This window comes from Streptomyces sp. NPDC059456 (assembly GCF_042750055.1).
Lineage (GTDB): Bacteria > Actinomycetota > Actinomycetes > Streptomycetales > Streptomycetaceae > Streptomyces.
Window position 1 is genome coordinate 1 of the sequence record NZ_JBHYVA010000048.1, and the last position, 16,072, is coordinate 16,072.

The following is a 16,072-nucleotide window of genomic DNA, read 5'->3' on the forward strand; positions in this document are numbered from 1 at the left end:
CATTGGTGCTGCTCGGCGGCGATCCGCCCGCCGTCGCCGCACTGGACCGGGCCTTGGGCGGAGCGCTGAACGTGGCAACGGGCGGCATCGGGGACGGGGTTCTGCGAATCGCCGATGCCCGGGGCCGCATCGTGGGCCTGGGCCGCGACGCGGTACGGAATCTGGGGCGGCGCCTGGGCAGGTCGGAAGGGCGCGCCGAGCGCACGGAGCTACTGCAGGCCGCCCATACCGTGATCGTCGTCGTGGCATGGTTCCAAGCGCTCGGTGACTCGGACCTGCCGTTCGGCGTCGATGACCTGGAGCTGACCCGAATCGAACAGCTCGCCCTCGCGGGCGCTCCGGATCCGCGGGGCGGTGCGGCGTTCGCGCAGTCGCTGGCTGCGGTCGACGCACCCCAGCCCGCACCCCACCGCCCGTTCGAGGACGTGACGGCGGAGATGCGGCGCTGGTACGGGGGACTGTCGGAGCGATTCCTCGGCTTCGTCGAAGGGCTGCAGGTCTGGTGCGACCTGACGGAGTCTGACCGGACCGCGGCACGGCGGGTGCTGGCCACCGAGCTGCCCCGCACAGCGGTCCAGCAATACGAGGGCCTCTACGCGCAGCTGGCCCAGCAGGCACCCGAGTTCGGATTCTGGGTGGCACAGGTTGAGCACCAGGCCACCCGAGACCGGGTACGGCTCGCGCTGGTCGGCATGGAGGAGCTGCTCGCCGAAGTGGCCCGCGCGATGCGTCCGCCGACAGACGTCGCGGCCGCCCTCGCCCTCGCCCATGAGGCCGCGCTCACCCGGCCCGTGCTCGAAACCTCGACCGCGCCCGACGGCATCAGCGTGCCCACCCTCCAGGACATGTACCTGGATCCGGACTTCCGAGTGCGTGCAGTGGCTGGCACCAGTGCCCCGTCGAGCGAGTCCTGGTGGGAGGAAGTGGCCGTACGCCGCGACCTGACGGGCTACCTCGCGGGTGCCCTCACCTCCCCCTCCGGAGTCGACTCCCCGCTGCTTGTGCTGGGCCAGCCCGGCGCCGGCAAGTCCGTCCTGACCCGGGTCCTCGCTGCCCGGCTGCCGTCTGCCGGGTTCCTTCCCGTTCGGGTGCCGCTGCGCGAGGCACGCGCCGAGGACGACCTGCAGGAGCAGCTCGAGCAGGCGGTACGAGCGGCCACGGGGGAGCGGGTGTCCTGGCCGGAGCTGGTCCGCTCGGCCGGCGGTGCGGTCCCTGTGCTGCTCTTGGACGGTTTCGACGAGCTGTTGCAGACCACCGGCGTCCACCACAGCGACTTCCTCGTCCGCGTCGCCCGTTTCCAGCAACGCGAAGCGGAGCAGGGCCGACCGGTGCGAGCACTGGTCACCAGCCGTACGGCCGTCGCCGATCGCACCCGGTACCCGGACGGAGTCGTCGCTCTGCGTCTGGAACCGTTCCGTCCCGCCCAGATACGCCGTTGGCTGGAGCTGTGGAACGACGCCAACGCGAGCAACTTCGCGGCCCGGGGGCTGCAACCGCTGCCCTGGGCTGTCATCGCCCAGCACGAGTCGCTGGCCGCGCAGCCGCTACTGCTGCTGATGATGGCGCTGTACGACGCCACGGACAACGGCCTACGACGCGACAGGCGCGAGGGACGCGATGCCCACGACTGCGACGACCCGCTCGACGAGGCCGAGCTGTACGAGGAACTGCTCACCTCGTTCGCCCATCGCGAGGTGGACAAGACCGCTCCCGGGGCCACACCGGAGGACCGATTGGCGGAGCGCGCCGAGCAGGAGCTCCAGCGCCTTTCGCTGGTCGCGTTCGCCCAGCTCAACCGGCGCCGTCAGTGGGTGTCGGCGGCCGAGCTCGACGAGGACCTCACGGCACTGCTGGGCCGCCGCTCCACGGGCACCTCCGGGTTCCGTGCCCCACTGGGTGCGGCCGAGGTGACGCTGGGTCGGTTCTTCTTCGTCCAACGCGCCCAGTCCATCCGTGACGGCCGCGTGCTGTCCACATACGAGTTCCTGCACGCCACGTTCGGCGAGTACCTGGTCGTACGGCTGGCGCTGCACGTCCTGACCGGCCTGCTCACCGACCGGCCGGCCCTGTCCCTCGGTGCGAGCCGCGTCAACGACGACCTGGCCTACGCGCTGCTGTCGTACGCCCCGCTCTCCTCACGGCAGATATTGCGGTTCGGGGAATCGATGGTGCGTCGGTTGCCGGACAGCGAACGCGAGCGGCTGGGTCAGCTGCTCGTACGGGTTGTCGGGCAGCACACGACACGGACGGACGACCCCCACCCTGCGTACCGGCCCGCAGAGACCCGCACGGCGGCACGGCACGGCATCTACGGTGCCAACCTCATCCTGATGGTGCTGCTGCTGTTGGAGAGCATCACCGCTGACAGGCTGTTCCCGGACTCGTCGGACCCGGGCGATGCATGGCACCGGCACGCCCTGCTCTGGCGGTCGTCGTTCGACGAGCAGCAGTGGGCGGACTTCGCACATTCGGTCTCGGTTCACCGTAGCCGTGCAGAGGGGGGCCGACGACTGGAGATCCGCCTGCGCACGGGGGAGCTGTCCCCGCCGGACCCTTTGGACATGAACTGGCTGTACCGCCTCCCCCGGCGCGACATCGTGCACTGGTCCCGGTCCTACTGGGAGACGATATGGCACAAGATGGACGTGTCCGGAGGCACAAACGACTTGGTGGTACGGCATGCGATGGATCCGGTCATGGAGTGGCTGGGGCCAGCCGTGACCGCCTTTACCTCCCTCGGTGAGGGACGGCAGGCAACCTCACTGGCCCACGATGTGCTGCGGCTGCTGATCGGCGGCAGCGTCGGACTCGTGGGCGATGAGCTGGCAGCGCTGTACCTCAGGGTGGATCACGCTGTGGCGCTCCTGCCCGACGACTCACCCGCCCGGGAACCGGTGACCCGGCTGCTCGCCGACATGCTCGGCAGGGACGGCTCGGCCCTCCCTGGCGACACGGTCCTCGCCCTCGCCCGCGGCTCACTGGCGCAGCCCCACCTCCGCGTGCGGCTCCGGCGGGCAGTCCAGGCCCATCATCCGAATCTGGATCTCAGTCCAGACCTCTGAAGGGACTGCCCCACCGAAGCGCGACGTCTCCCTCGACCTCTAGGCTGCCCCGGTGTGCTACCTGGTCGAATCCTTCGCTGTCGGGGGCTCTGACCCGCGGTCGATCGGGCGAACAGTTACTCGGCCCCGCTGGTGATGCTCATGCTTCCGGCGTCCGCTGGGTCGAGGTTGTTTTGACGGGTTCCCGGTTCAAGGTCGTTCTCCACGCGTCGGCGGACGTCGGGAGCGAGAACTTCTGCGGCCTCGTCGAGTTCCCGCCGCTGGACCCCGAGAACGAGGACGACGAATTCGGCCTGGAGATCGCCATGGCAACGGAGGCACGTGATGCCCTCACCCTTGCTGAGTATCGGACTGGAGCCCGTGGCCGCTGGGTTAATCAGGGGATGGCTCGGGACGATTACCGTGACTTCGTGCTCGCTGCCCGGCCGGCGAGCATCAGTGAGCTAGGGGCAGGCGGATGAGTGTGCGTGGGGAGCGGGAGCAATGGGCGCTACGGCCCGACATCGGCGTGGGGCCGTTGCTCTTCGGGATGACTCCAGCGGAAGTGGCTGAGGCACTGCTGGTTTCCGAGCCGGAGTCACGGGTTGGTGGTCCGTACGGTCAGGAGGACTTCTCGGACGGGGTGAAGGCGTTCTACGACGCCGGCCAGCTTGCATGCGTGGCGCTGGACGCCGTCATCGGTCCGCAGGTCTGCCTGGCCGGTTTCCCTTGGCAGGGAGCGATCTAGTGACCTGAGCCAGAGATTCGGTGGCAGTAGGCGGCGACTTTGTCGAGGATCTCGTCGGCGGTCTTCGTCCAGGCGAAGGGTCGGGGGTGGTCGTTCCAGTCGGCGAGCCAGGCCCGGATGTCGTGTTCGAGTGCCTGGACGGAGAGGTGGACGCCGCGCTTGAGCTTCTTCTGTGTGAGCTCGGCGAACCAGCGCTCCACCAGGTTCAGCCAGGACGCACTGGTCGGCGTGAAGTGCAGGTGGAACCGCGGGTGGGTCAGCAGCCACTTCTAGGTGTCGGGCGTCTTGTGGGTGGCGTAGTTGTCGAGGATCAGGTGGACCTGCAGGCCGGCGGGGACTTCTTTGTCGAGCTTGGCGAGGAACTCCCTGAACTCGGCGGCCTAGTGTCGGCGATGGAGCGAGCCGATGAGCTTGCCGGTGGCGACTTCCAGGGCAGCGAAGAGGGCCGTGGTGCCGGCGCGGACGTAGTCGTGGCTGCGGCGTTCGGGACGCCGGGCATCATCGGCAGGACCGGCTGGGACCGGTCCAACGCCTGGATCTGCGACTTCTCGTCCACGCAGAGAACCAGAGCCTTCTCGGGCGGGTCGAGGTAGAGGCCGACGACGTCACGGACTTTGTCGATGAACAGCGGATCCGTGGACAGCTTGAGCGTCTGTGACCGATGCGGGGCCAGGGTGAACGCCCGCCAGATCCTGGAGACCGTCGACTGCGGCATCCCCGTCGCCGCGGCCATCGACCTGGTCGACCAGTGCGTGGCGTTCTTCGGCTTCTCCTCGAGCGTTTTGACGATCACGCTCTCGACATCAGCGTCGGTGATCTTCCGTGGGACACCGGCCGTGGTTCGTCGGCCAGACCGTCCAGGCCGTGTGCAAGGAACCGCCGCCGCCAGGTGCGGACCGTGTCGGCTCGGGCCCGGTCCCGCTGGCGGACGCCGGCCCGGGGTTGTGGTCGCCGGCGGTGGTGGAGGCCGCCGACCCGGAAACGGTCCGCGCGGCCCTGCGGGGCCCGATCGGTGCCGGGGTGGCGGCGGACCGGTTGACGCAGGCCCTTGGGGTGCCGCTCCCGATTCTCCGGCCGAGGGTGACTGGCTCGGCTGTCGGCCACCTCGTGAAGGCCGGTCTCCTGGTCTGCCTCGGCGGGGACACGCAGTTCCCCGATGTCCATCCGGACCAGGTGGCCGCGCTCGCCCGCCGCCGGGACCTGCCCGCCCTGCTCGACCGGCACGTGCCCCTCGGCCCGGACCAGGCCGCCGTGGGCCTCGCCGTGCGCCTCGCCGTGCGCCGCACGGACTTCGACGCCGCCGTGAAGCTCGGGTTCCTCTCCCCGGCAGGATCGGTGGACGTCGACTACAAGCGGCAGGGCGGGGTGACCACGGTCCCGCTTTACGCCGCTCAGGACATCGCGCTGCTCCCGGTCGTCCGTCCCCTGGTGGACTGGCGGGCGGTGCGCACCGTCGCGGCGGGCTGCCGCTCCTCGCTTGCCGCCCTCGACCCGGTAGCCCCGGGCGGTGACCGGGTGTTTCCGGCGGAGGTGGTGCGGATGGCCGGGGTGGGCCGGGCCTCGGTCGTGAACTGGCGCCGCCGCCACGACGACTTCCCCGACCCGTTGGCTGGCACGGACGTCCGCCGCACGGGGCCGGAGGTCAGTACTCCGCAACAAGCCGATCCCGGCCCGGTGACGAATCACGTCCGGCCATCGCCCCGGCCGGATCCCGGGGGCTACGGTCTGCGCGACGGCGGGACTCGCAGAGGGAGAAGACCATGAGAGCGGTACGGGGGCAGGCGGCCATGGCCGTCCTCGCGGTGTGCGGGATGCTGGCGCTGAGCGCCTGTCAGAACGGCGACGACCAGGCCGCCGTACCGGACGCGAAGCCCAGTGCGGCCGCACCGGCGGCGCCCACCACCACGACCGCCGTGCCGGCCCCCTCGAAGACCGGCGCGGCGCCCAAGCCCTCTGCGACCGTCACCCCGGCGGGGAAGAATCCTCCCGCCCCGGCCCCGCCCTCCGCGCCGGCCTGCGGCGCCGACCACAGGATGCCGGTCTCGCCCGACACGATCGCCGTGCACCGCTACACACCCGAGGGCGGCATGACCAACCTCATCGTCCAGCACGGCACGTACGGCTGCCCCGGGCGCTTCGAACCGTCGGGTGCGTGGACGTACATCCCGATCTCGGAGAAGGCCAAGATCACCGCGACGGCGCCGATCCTCCCCTCGGAGGTGATGGGCAAGCCCATCTCCACCAGTGAGCTGACCTCCTGGCTGGACACCCACCCGGACAAGGGCCTCCCCTTCCGCTACCACCTGAACGCGGAAGGAGTCATCGACACCCTCGACGAGATCTACGTGAAGTAGTCCGCTGCCGCCGCTTACCAGATGGGGTCGACCCACTCCGGGGGGTCGATGAACGGGTTGCGGTTGTGCTGGTAGGTGTCGTAGATGACCTGGTTGCGGCGCTGCTCGAAGGCGTCCGGCGGGTCCATCCGGTTCCACTGCTTCAGCTTCAGCAGGCTGATCCGGCCGAAGAGCGGGGCGGTGCCGTTGTTGACCTCGTCGTTCACCTCCAGGTCGGGGAAGCCGTCCCCGCCCCCGTAGCGCACGGCCATGTAGAGCAGCATCCGCGCGACGTCGCCCTTGACCGCGTCGCGCGGCTCGAAGGAGTCGGCGTCGGTGTAGCTGCCGGCGGCCTGGGCGACCGGGCTGCCGCCCATGGCTATGCCGACTTCTTCGGGAGTCGTTTGTCGGGGAGTTCGGGAGTCCTGCGGCATGGGGTTGGGTGATCAACATCGATGAGTTCTCCCTGAACAAAGCCAGTTCGGTCTGCTCGCTGGCCGGCTCCTTGTTCGTCAGCGGCACCGAATGATCGTCGGCTGGGGGAGCGCGTCCCGGCGCTTCTCCTCAGCGACTCGCTGATCGTCCCGGGTGCAGGCATCCTCGTGCGCCTCGGGCGAGACGGGGTTTCCGCAGGTGATTGCCGCGCTGTCGGTGACCGGAGCCATGGAGTACCGGATCGGAGTGCGCGTCGTCCTGGAGGGGAGGTGCAGGCGGGCGACACCGTCGGGGAGTTCGGCACGCAGAGCTCCGTGCCAGCGGATCCACAGGGCGGGGCGCCCGCGCAGTGCCTCGTCGCGGAGCCTGTCCACGGCGCTGCCGAAGTCCTCGCGGTCGATCTCCACCGCGATCGACGGACCGGCTTCGCGCAACAGACGCAGGTCCAGGTAGGCCGACCGCGGTGGATGCCAGACGGTTCGGCACCCCATGCCCTGCATGCGGGGCAGGTCGATGTACCGCATGGACGCCTCCCTCTGGACCCTCCATCCGGAAGCCTTCGCCCAGTCCGCCACGGCCTGGGTGATGACCGCTGTCGCGTCCGCTGCGGTCAGGCCGGCGAAGGCGAACCCGGCGGAGGCCAGGTAGGCACGTAAGGAGGTGGCGAGCGTCTCGGATTCGATGGCTGCTGTCGGTTCATGAGACATCCGTCCATTCTCCGGTCGAGCACTGACACTGGCACGAAGCGGGCTTCAGGCAGGCCATAGGCGATCGGACGAATCGGCTGTGCGCCGAGGCGCGGACCGCGAGAATCAGCCACATGCTTGACTGGATCCCTGCGTGGGGGAGCACCGCGCTCATCTCGATGGCGACGACCATCGTCACCGGCCGCTACGTCTCGCCGCTGCTGGAGGTCCGCAACCGGCGCTTCCAGACCAAGATGCAGGCCCAGGAGAAGATCACGGCCAACGCGCTCCTGGTACTGGCCGCCACACTGCACCTTCAGATCGTTCAGATCCCTGACAGCGTCACCGGCACCCTCCGGGACGCGCTCACCGACGAACGCGCCCGTCGACGACGGCAGCTCGACGAAGCGACTTGCCACCTGGCCGATCACGCCCAGGAGTTCGTCTTCACCTACCGCGGCCCCTACGCGATCCTGGGTATGCGATATTGCGGGACCGTCCGCATGATCTGGATCTCCGACCGGCCGGACGAGGAGAAGCTGAGGCTGCTCCTTGAGCTCACCGGGGCCTTCCGCACCCTCATCCTCGGCAGCCGGTTGCGGCTGCCGTCGCTGGTTCGCGCGGTCCGGCAGCTTGAGCGGCTGCTCGACGAGGCGGAGCAACAGGGCCGGCCATCGTTGCCGGAAAGCCGCCCGGTCCCGGCAGCGGAGACGTGAACCCGGGTTTCACCGCAGGCAGGTGTGGGGCACCGTCGTGGTCGACGGCGCCCTACACCTGCCTCCCGTGACGAGCTCGCCGCCGAGGACGCACCGATCGAGCAGGCGGCGGTCGCGCTCGGCACCAGCGAGGGCCAGCCTGTAGCTACTTCAGGAGCTACCTCCACCCCTGACTCCGCCACGCCCACCCCACCCGGCACCGCGGAGCCGCTCCAAACCCAGCCTGCCGTAACACCCGGCCTTCAGCAGTGCCGTTTCTTCGGTGAATCGGCGCGCCCGCCTGGGTGATGTGCCCTCGGGTCTCCATCTGTTGCCCCGGCCCGGACGGCTACAACGCGAGATGTGATCAAGCACCTGTTGCGCGGTACGGCCGCGCTCTCCCTCGCCGTCTTCGCCCTCACTGTTCCCGCATCCGCTTCAGCCTCGCCCGCAGCCTCGGCAACGCCTGGGGTATCGATTCAGGTGCCGCAGCGGGCGGCGGCAGTCGTCATCGAGGGCGACATCCTGCGCCAGAAGGAATCGTCGGGACGTGCGGTTCTCTGCTCGGATGACCAGGTCCTGATCGGCCGGGCTCATACAGGGGACGAGAACGGCATTACCACCTATTTCTGCGGCTGGGTGGAAATCGATGGGGTGCCGGCCCAGGTGGGCGAGGTGGAGTGGAGCGAGTACCAGCCCGAGAACCGTTCCGACTTCACCGCTCCGCTCTCCAAGGTTCTTGTCGGGCGTCACCATTACGGCGACGAAAACGGCCCTACCCGGTACGCTTTCGCCTCCCTGATCTGGCGTGGTGAGAATGTGGATCTGACGTCATACCGCGAAACCCAGCCCCAGCGGGAAAGCGCCAGTGAGTCGAAGGGTGGACCGGGAGAGCTAATGGTCGGCCGGAAGCACAACGGTGACGAGAACGGCCCCACCCTGTACAGGTACGCCGTCCCGGTGGTGCCGACTTCCAGCTGATCCCTCGCTGGCATCCCCCGTACCGCCGACCCTCGCACCAGCCCCAGACCTAGTGCTTGATTCCTCAAGTTGTGTGCATTATGTCTCTGTTGGGGTGGCGGCAGGGGGTGGGTAGTGCCGGTGTTGCGGCGTGCCCGGCCGCTTCGGGGTCTGAGGAGGAAAGGGCGATCTCGAGGCTGAAGGGCGCCCGGAAGGCTCGGCTGATCTGGTTCTGAGAGCGCGGATCATCGCTCTGAGCCGGGACGGTCTGCGGGTGGCAGGGATCGCGACGGAACTGGGCTGCCACGCCAAGACGGTGCGGTGGTGGCTGCACCGGTTGAATGGTCTGGGGTGCGAGGGGCTGGAGGACCGGCCGGTCAGCGGACGGCTGCGGCGGATCACCGAGGCGGATCGCTCCAGGGTCGTAGCTCTGGTCCGACAGGCGCCTTCGGGCCGTCTGACCAGGGGTGAGGACGGTGAACTAGCCGCGGACGACGACGCGGGGGCACCGGAGTGGACACTCGGCGCACTGGCCGAGGCCGCCCGGTGGGCCGGGATCGGCGTCGGAAGATCCCAGGTCCGTAGGATCCTGTTGGCCGAGGGTGTCAGATGGCGCCGTACCCGTTCTTGGGTGCGGTCGAAGGACCGTGATTTCGAGGGTAAAGGACTCGGGTCGTCGGCCTCTACACCCAGCCGCCCGACGGCGCGACGGTCGTCTGCGCCGATGAACTCGGCAGGGTGATCCTCCGAGCCTTCCCGCCCGCACCAGGCTGGTCGCCCGACGGCCGTCGCATCAAAGCAGAGCTCGACTATGGCAGAGGTCCGGAGAAGACGTGGGTCTACGGCGGCCTGCGTGTCCGGGACGGACAGCAGGTCACCATGACCGCCCCGTCCCACAACAGCGCCTTCTACCAGCGGTTTTCACAGCAGCTGGAGGAGGCGAAGCCGGCCGGGGACATCTATGTGATCACGGACAACCTGTCCTCCCACAACAGCATCTCTACCAGGACCTGGCTCGAGGACCACCCCAGGATCAAGCACGTGTTCATACCCGTCGGCGCCTGCTGGCCCAACCTCCAGGAAGCCTGGTGGCGCATCTTCCGCAAGGCCGTCCTCGCCGGCCAGACCTTCACCGGTCCCGAGGAGATCACCCAGGCCACCGTCCTCGCCACTGCACAGCTCAACAGCCGAGCACGGCCCTGGATCTGGGGCAGACCCGCACCACCCACCCGACACCTACGCCGCCGCTATATCTACTGCCTTTAAGGAACACAGCACTAGTTCATGATGCGGAGGCCATGAACCAGGACCGCATTGCTACCCATATCCGCATTCACGCGATCTATACGCGCAATCAGGTCTGTGCCCAGTCGATGCCGAGGTGGGCGAGGGCGGCGAGTTGGGTGGTGGGCCACCTCGGCCTGGGGCGGGCGGACTCTTGCGCGTAGGGGTTTCTGTGGTGGCGGCCCGTTCAGAGATGCCGGGACTTGTCTACCAGCCTCGGGACTGGCGGGCCTGCATGTTCAGGAGTCGCGTATTCGCCGTAGACGTCGGCCGATCGTCACCCTGTGTCGCTTGTCACTTCGCCGTAGCTTCGGGGAGAACAGGGCCGGGTCAGCCCCGCTCCTTCGCCCTCGCCGCGTAGACGGACACGTACTCCTGGCCGGAGACCTCTGCTATAGCCTGCACAATCAGGTCAGAGACCGCCCTTCGGGCACCAGCGTCAGCGGCGGAGTCCTCGTACAGGGAGAGGTCGACGGGCTTGCCGAAGGTGACCTTGACCTTGGCCGGACGTGGAAGCACGCGCCCGGGCGGCAGGACGCGATCTGTGCCGCTCATGGCCACCGGCACCACGGGCGCGCCGGACTTGAGAGCCAGCCATGCCACGCCCGTCTTGGCCCGGTAGAGCCGGCCGTCCGGGGAACGTGTGCCCTCGGGGTAGATGCAGAAGACGCCGCCGTCCTTCACCACCCGAAGACACGCGTCGAGCGAGGCTACCGCCGCCCGTTGGTTCTCGCGGTCAACTGGAACCTGCCCACTGCCGCGCATGAAGGACGAGACGATCCGCGTCGGCCAGGAACCTCCCTCAAAGTACTCCGCCTTCGCCATGAAGGTCACCTGTCGGTCCAGCACCAGCGGCAGGAAGGTGGAGTCCACGATGGACAGGTGGTTGGACGCGAGGATGACGCCGTTCGACTGCGGCACATTCTCCAGGCCCACGGCTTCGAGCCGCGCCGCGGTACGCAGCACCGGTCCGGTCAGCCGCTTCAAGTGCTCATACATCAATTCGTTCCTCTATTGGTTCTGTGCCGGGCTCGCGGCGAGCGAACGCTGCAGGCTGAGATGCGCCACCAGCAGAACGGCGCCGTCCAGTGCGACGATCACCGCCCCGGCCACGCTGACGAGAAGTGGGACCGAGCGTCGCAGCCGCCCGGTCATGAGGCCATCGGCCCGAGATGGGCGTCCAGCGCAGCTTCGATCAACCGGTTGTGACTGTCGGAACCCTCGCCGCCGAGGGCGAGTTGTAGGCTGCCCCAGGACCACAGTTGGGCGATGCCGTGCAGGTTCGCCCACAAGGCAGCCGCGGTGACTGCCGTCGAGGGCTCCAGCGCCTGTGCCCGGCACCGAGCGACGAGCTCGGTGACGCGCTGGAACATCGGGAGCGTCGCCTCCCTCAGTCGAGGCCCGTCCGGAGTTCCACTCTGCTCACCGCTGTCGAGCAAGTCGTGACGGAACATCAACTCGAACATGCCGCGCCGTTCCAGTGCGTAGGTGACGTACACCCGCGCCAGCGCCGCCAACTCATCACGCGGCACGGCAGTCCCTGCCGTGGCTGCGGCGGACCGCGCGCCCAGTTCCTCGAAGCCTCTGCGCGCGATGGCCGACAACAGCGCCCGGTGCGTCGGAAAGTAGCGCCGAGGCGCACCGTGCGACACGCCTGCCCGGCGGGCGATCTCCCGAAGACCAACCGAAGCGGTGCCGTCCGACAGCACCAGCTCTACGCCGGCATCTACCAGTCGTTCCCGCAGGGGCCCTTCAACATCCATAGACAGTGTCTACCAGACATTCGTAGACAGCGTCTACCGGCAACTCATCTGCGCGGACTGAGGGCTGGAGGTCCGCCGCCGTGCACCGTTTGCTCGGCCTGCGATGCGGGCTAAGCCGGTTACACGGGATTCAGCTGCCGGTCCGGAGGAAGGACGGCCACACCGTCATGCGGGGGCGACTGCTGACCGACACAGGTAGGCGAGACCGCCTTGGTCACGGTCAGCTCGCACCCGCAGGAATCTTCGGGGCAGCGGTAGCCCCCCTCGCGGAACGGCATACTCCTCACCTCACCTCTCTCATCGGGTTCCGTCCCTGACGTTCGCGGCGCTAGAACCCGGCCCCGCGGCAAGGTCAAGAATGGGAGTGAGGAGGTGCGAGTATGCCGCCACCAGGAGTGCCCGCGCCCTCGGCTACACCTATCCCCGCTGGATTGACTCCTCCAGCGCGGCCTGACACGGTCTGGCCGCCCGCCCCAGCCGGAGGGCAGGCTGAGGTCAGCCGCGCAGGACAGGGCAGGGATCCTCGTGCATCAGACGGATCTGCCACCATGCATCCGCCGACAGCGGCGCGGCTCGCCCCGGCGTGGAGGAGTAGACGGGAGCAGAGCGGCACCCGTTCCACGCCATCCGGAGGGGCCTCTGGGCACCTGCCTGGTGATTCCGGCCGCCATGAGTGACTCCCGAACTCATGGACATTGACTATGGCGGCAGCACGCGAAGCGACTCCCGAAGTCGTCGACAAACGACTCCCGTGCTCTTGAAGCGGACAAAGCCAGCCCGTCGTATGGGTGCACCGGTGAGGGCGCCCGTAGCGTGCGGTCATGCCTGATGCCCCGCCCGCCCGGAAACGGTCAACGCTCTTCGACCGGTTGCGGAACGGGCAGGACGTTCCGACCGCCGTACGGGCCGCGGGCCTCGAGGTGCGGGAGGTGTTCGCCGCCGCCCGCACCGGCGCCGCCGTTGCATTGCTCCTGGCCGGCACCGACCCCGACGAAGTCGGCGCCACCGGAATCACCGACCGCGCCGAGTACCTGTGGCTCCTGGCTCTGGGCTGCACCCCCGGACGGCGCTGGCAAGGCGAGTCATCGGCGCCGCGACGATCCGGCGTTCGCGAGGGCCTGCGACTCGGTCAAGGAACTTGGTGCCGGGCAGCCCACGCCCGCTCGGGCGCCCCGTTTCACCCCCGACCGCCGGCGTGCCTTCCTCGACCACTTGGCGTCCGGCCTGTCCATCACCGCCGCCGCGGCCGAGGTCGGGATCACCACCGCCGTGATCTACCAGCGCCGCAAACGCGATCCCGCGTTCGCCGCCGCCATGGACGCCGCCCACCGCGCGCACCCGCGCACCCCGGACCCGACGCCCGACGCGGATGACTGGGAGGCGTTCTTCGGCAATCTGATTCCACAGAATGACGGCGGTGCGCAGGCGCGGCAGGTCAGGAGGGAGCTCGGACACCGCTCAGCCCCCGTACTGCGCCTTCCGTGCGGCCTTGCAGGCCGCGCACAAGGGGGTTCTCTGGGGGAGTAGGTGTGGCGCGAGGCGGAACGCGGAGAGTCTGTGCAGCTCAGCGCGCGTAGGGTTCACCGTAGTCGCTGCAACAGGTGTGGTGCTATTGCCGATTCGGGTGAGCCACTCCTTCCTGGCCGTGGGGGTGGGACCCGAGGGCTGTGACCTGCGCCGTCTTCGGCGGCAGCACCAGGGATGACCCCTGCCCCGGTCCCATCCCGTCGCTGTCGACGACGTGGAGCATGTTCGACCCCGAGTGCAGCCCGGGTGGCGGTGGCGCCGGCCCGACACCGACCCCGTCCAGGCCGGGACCGCAGCCGACCCCGGCGCCGACTTCGCCCGGCGGCTCAGGCGGCCTCACCGACGGGGCGGGCTGACCCTGCCTCCATCCGCGTACCCCGGACGGCTGACCTGCTGTCCGGGGTACGCCCCGTTGTCAGTGCGGACTGCCACCGTGGAGACATGACCACCACCACGGAAGCCGCGTCCGGCAACCTGGTCGCGGCCCTGCGACTGCCGGTGTGGAATGTCCTGTCCCAGCGGGCCGCCGCGCTCCGCGTCTCCCTGCCACCGTGCCCCGAATCCCCTCAGGGCCGGTGGGAGTGGCTGCGGTCCCTCGGCCCCGGTCAGGCACGCCAAGCGGCTCTCCTGGACCGCCTTGATGCCCTGTGCGACCGCCTGAACGACGTTCCCGCCCCTGGTGACGGTCCGGCCGTCCTGCTACCGGCCGGAGCGCTGGAAGAGGCGGAGGGGTTCAACCCGGCGCTCACCCGCATGATCGCCGTATACCGGGCCGCCGCGAACCCGCCCGCGGCCTGATAGCGCCCGGGAGGCGTACAGGATCGGCGGCGCCCTCGTGTCGCTCCTGCTCCGCCGGGTGCGCGCCGGACGCGGCGCCTGGGCCCTGACCAGCCGGCAGGAGATCCCCCCCGACGGCTTCGAGCGCACCGGTGGGCTCCTCGTCCGGCTCGCCGCCGCGGCGGCCGACGCCCACCGCCACGACGGCGGCGTCGACCTGGGCTGGACCCGCTGCCACGAGGAGCGCCGGCCCGTCCCCCTGACCGTCCGGGACGGCGCGGTCGTCCGGCCGTCCTGAGCCCGGGGGCGGGCCGGGGCTCACGGCGCGGACGCGGGCCTTCCGGGGTCGTTGGGGTGGGACTCGACCGGGGTCACGACATGGGTCATCCACGCCCGCAGCGGCAGAGTGCCGAGCACCTCCTCGCGCAGCGCGGCCTCGTCGGAGGCCCGCCACAGACCGATGCTCCGCAGCTCACCGACCGGTCGCCACAGCCGTACGAGATGTCCCGCGGCGGCCAGCTCCCGTGCCCGGACCGCTTCGGCGGCGCGCCGCTCGTCCACGACGGCCGGGTCGGTGCCCTCGGGGATGGTGGTGGTGATCTCGACCAGGAACTCGCGCATGCTCCCTCTTCCTCCGCAGGGCCGACGGCCGACAGGCTACGGCCGCGCCGGCCGGCGCGTGCGGAGGCGGGTACCGGCCGTCCGGGGGAGCGCGGTGCGTGTCAGGGCCGCCCGACAGCCGTCCCGCCCTTCCCGCCCCGTCCGGTGTACTCACAGTCGGCTCAGGATCTCGGCCGCGGCGCACTCCTTGCACAGGTGGGCCACGGGCCGGGCAAAAGCGGCAAGGGCCTCGTCCAGGCTCAGCTCAGGCCCCCGGACGGGGCCCCTTGCAGCCCCACTCATGAACCAGGACGCCGGTAGCCCGAGTGCCGGGGCCGCCCTCTCGGACCTGCACGACCGTCCACGCCCATGCCATGTCCGCACCCGGCGGTGGCGGAGCAAGGTGGGGGTGCGAGGACGGGCCCTCGGTAGGCACGCCGTCGTGGTCGATGCCGGGCAGAGGCCGAACGTACTGCTGATCCTCACCCTGTCCGGCGGGGACCCACACCGTGTAGTCGCGCGGTTCGACCTCGCCGCCGCCGGTGGCCGCCCAGACCGGCCAGCGGACCTCGTACAGCCAACCCGTCGGGGTCCAGCGCTTCGCGGTCAGCCGAGCCTGGACCACCTGGCCGTCGGGGAGGGCGAGCCGTACGGGGGGCTCGGGGGCAATCACCGCCGCTTCGGCTTCCTCAGCGGCCTGCCGGTCTCCCGCTGGCAGGCACGGCAGAGCGGGGAGGCGCCTACCCCGTAGCGGCAGGTCTGGGTGCCCAGGTGACGGGCTGGGGTCTGGTGGTGGGGGCGGGGGAGGTGTTCTCATCGAACATTGAGTGACATCGGGTCGGCGGGGTCAGAGGTCATGGCCCATGCGCACCCGGCCGAGGCGGTCGCCGCGTGTATCCCCATGGCGGGCGAGCCGTTCAACGCGGCCGCCGCCGGGAGTAGTGCCGATTTGGCCGCACAGCGCGCCGGCAGTCTGTCGGACCCGCCGTCAACTCCGGCTCAGCCGCTGCGCGATGGCCTCCAGCAGTTCATCCAGCGCCGCCTCGTGCGTCCGCCCCCGAGGCCGGGCCAACCCCACCCGGCTGGGCGAGACCCCGGAAACCGGACGGAACACCACGCCCGGGTGGGAGTAGAAACGGGGCACCGACGCCGGGGCCAGGGCCACGCAGCCGCCAGCCACCGCCCCGAGCCACTCGTCGGGACGGCTGGTGACCGCCCCGACC

At 69.7% G+C, this 16,072-nt stretch carries 17 protein-coding genes and 3 pseudogenes; 11 read left to right on the forward strand and 9 right to left on the reverse strand.

From position 1 onward, the window contains the following. Nucleotides 1-3,062 (forward strand): NACHT domain-containing protein (locus ACFXA3_RS07195; RefSeq protein ID WP_385183137.1); only part of this gene is annotated, 3,062 nt, incomplete at its 5' end. 544 nt (nt 3,063-3,606) lie between these two features. Then, a complete protein-coding gene (locus ACFXA3_RS07200; protein WP_385183139.1) occupies nt 3,607-3,789 on the forward strand; it encodes a hypothetical protein in 183 nt (60 codons plus the stop codon). On the opposite strand, the pseudogene ACFXA3_RS07205 reads toward ACFXA3_RS07200, so the two are convergent. Next, nucleotides 3,786-4,689, reverse strand: a pseudogene (locus ACFXA3_RS07205) (IS630 family transposase); the annotation flags it as partial. The gene ACFXA3_RS07200 and the pseudogene ACFXA3_RS07205 sit on opposite strands and share 4 nt — an antisense overlap. A gap of 180 nt (nt 4,690-4,869) precedes the next feature. Here ACFXA3_RS07205 and ACFXA3_RS07210 point away from each other — a divergent pair. Together ACFXA3_RS07210 and ACFXA3_RS07215 are read left to right on the forward strand one after the other, a co-directional pair. Further along, entirely contained in the window at nt 4,870-5,553 is a 684-nt protein-coding gene (locus ACFXA3_RS07210) for a hypothetical protein (protein ID WP_385183142.1), read from the forward strand. Beyond that, on the forward strand, nt 5,550-6,143 hold the full coding sequence (locus ACFXA3_RS07215) for a hypothetical protein (RefSeq protein ID WP_385183144.1): 594 nt from the start codon (nt 5,550-5,552) through the stop codon (nt 6,141-6,143). The genes ACFXA3_RS07210 and ACFXA3_RS07215 overlap by 4 nt, the downstream gene beginning before the upstream one ends. Before the next feature lie 14 nt (nt 6,144-6,157). On the opposite strand, the pseudogene ACFXA3_RS07220 reads toward ACFXA3_RS07215, so the two are convergent. Continuing rightward, nucleotides 6,158-6,496: pseudogene (locus tag ACFXA3_RS07220) on the reverse strand (endonuclease); the annotation flags it as partial. A gap of 138 nt (nt 6,497-6,634) precedes the next feature. Further along, a complete protein-coding gene (locus tag ACFXA3_RS07225) occupies nt 6,635-7,264 on the reverse strand; it encodes a hypothetical protein (protein ID WP_385183147.1) in 630 nt (209 codons plus the stop codon). Nucleotides 7,265-7,377: 113 nt separating this feature from the next. Between ACFXA3_RS07225 and ACFXA3_RS07230 the strand changes: the two genes are divergently transcribed. The 4 genes from ACFXA3_RS07230 to ACFXA3_RS07245 all read left to right on the forward strand — a co-directional run bounded on the left by ACFXA3_RS07230 (nt 7,378) and on the right by ACFXA3_RS07245 (nt 10,164). After that, nucleotides 7,378-7,959, forward strand: a complete 582-nt coding sequence (locus tag ACFXA3_RS07230; RefSeq protein WP_385183150.1) for a hypothetical protein — start codon at nt 7,378-7,380, stop codon at nt 7,957-7,959. A gap of 342 nt (nt 7,960-8,301) precedes the next feature. Further along, nucleotides 8,302-8,919 carry a hypothetical protein gene (locus ACFXA3_RS07235; protein ID WP_385183153.1) on the forward strand — a complete coding sequence of 206 codons (618 nt, stop codon included), beginning with the start codon at nt 8,302-8,304 and terminating at the stop codon, nt 8,917-8,919. 253 nt (nt 8,920-9,172) lie between these two features. Next, nucleotides 9,173-9,640 (forward strand): helix-turn-helix domain-containing protein, encoded by a 468-nt coding sequence (locus tag ACFXA3_RS07240; protein ID WP_385183157.1) that lies wholly within the window; start codon nt 9,173-9,175, stop codon nt 9,638-9,640. Beyond that, a complete protein-coding gene (locus ACFXA3_RS07245) occupies nt 9,637-10,164 on the forward strand; it encodes a transposase (RefSeq protein ID WP_385183160.1) in 528 nt (175 codons plus the stop codon). Before ACFXA3_RS07240 ends, ACFXA3_RS07245 begins: the two co-directional genes overlap by 4 nt. 348 nt (nt 10,165-10,512) lie before the next feature. Here ACFXA3_RS07245 and ACFXA3_RS07250 read toward each other — a convergent pair whose 3' ends face one another. From ACFXA3_RS07250 to ACFXA3_RS07260, 3 genes are read right to left on the reverse strand one after another with little or no spacing between them, the layout of a single operon-like run. Next, a complete protein-coding gene (locus ACFXA3_RS07250) occupies nt 10,513-11,181 on the reverse strand; it encodes a lysophospholipid acyltransferase family protein (RefSeq protein WP_385183163.1) in 669 nt (222 codons plus the stop codon). Nucleotides 11,182-11,193: 12 nt separating this feature from the next. Then, nucleotides 11,194-11,337, reverse strand: coding sequence for a hypothetical protein (locus ACFXA3_RS07255; RefSeq protein WP_385183166.1), 144 nt, complete (start codon nt 11,335-11,337; stop codon nt 11,194-11,196). Beyond that, entirely contained in the window at nt 11,334-11,945 is a 612-nt protein-coding gene (locus ACFXA3_RS07260; protein WP_385183169.1) for a TetR/AcrR family transcriptional regulator, read from the reverse strand. The genes ACFXA3_RS07255 and ACFXA3_RS07260 overlap by 4 nt, the downstream gene beginning before the upstream one ends. Nucleotides 11,946-13,157: 1,212 nt before the next feature. Between ACFXA3_RS07260 and ACFXA3_RS07265 the strand changes: the two genes are divergently transcribed. The 3 genes from ACFXA3_RS07265 (at nt 13,158) to ACFXA3_RS07275 (ending at nt 14,547) form a co-directional block, all read left to right on the forward strand. After that, nucleotides 13,158-13,472, forward strand: coding sequence for a hypothetical protein (locus ACFXA3_RS07265; RefSeq protein WP_385183172.1), 315 nt, complete (start codon nt 13,158-13,160; stop codon nt 13,470-13,472). A gap of 441 nt (nt 13,473-13,913) precedes the next feature. Next, entirely contained in the window at nt 13,914-14,270 is a 357-nt protein-coding gene (locus ACFXA3_RS07270; RefSeq protein ID WP_385183175.1) for a hypothetical protein, read from the forward strand. Nucleotides 14,271-14,307: 37 nt separating this feature from the next. Next, complete coding sequence (locus ACFXA3_RS07275) at nt 14,308-14,547, forward strand: hypothetical protein (RefSeq protein ID WP_385183177.1); 240 nt, start codon at nt 14,308-14,310, stop codon at nt 14,545-14,547. A 20-nt stretch (nt 14,548-14,567) separates the two neighbouring features. Here the strand turns inward: ACFXA3_RS07275 and ACFXA3_RS07280 are convergent, their stop codons facing one another. From ACFXA3_RS07280 to ACFXA3_RS07290, 3 genes and pseudogenes are all read right to left on the reverse strand, one after another. Then, nucleotides 14,568-14,870 carry a muconolactone Delta-isomerase family protein gene (locus ACFXA3_RS07280; protein WP_385183180.1) on the reverse strand — a complete coding sequence of 101 codons (303 nt, stop codon included), beginning with the start codon at nt 14,868-14,870 and terminating at the stop codon, nt 14,568-14,570. 244 nt (nt 14,871-15,114) lie between these two features. Then, nucleotides 15,115-15,522, reverse strand: coding sequence for a hypothetical protein (locus ACFXA3_RS07285; protein WP_385183182.1), 408 nt, complete (start codon nt 15,520-15,522; stop codon nt 15,115-15,117). A gap of 315 nt (nt 15,523-15,837) precedes the next feature. After that, nucleotides 15,838-16,072: pseudogene (locus ACFXA3_RS07290) on the reverse strand (LysR family transcriptional regulator); the annotation flags it as partial.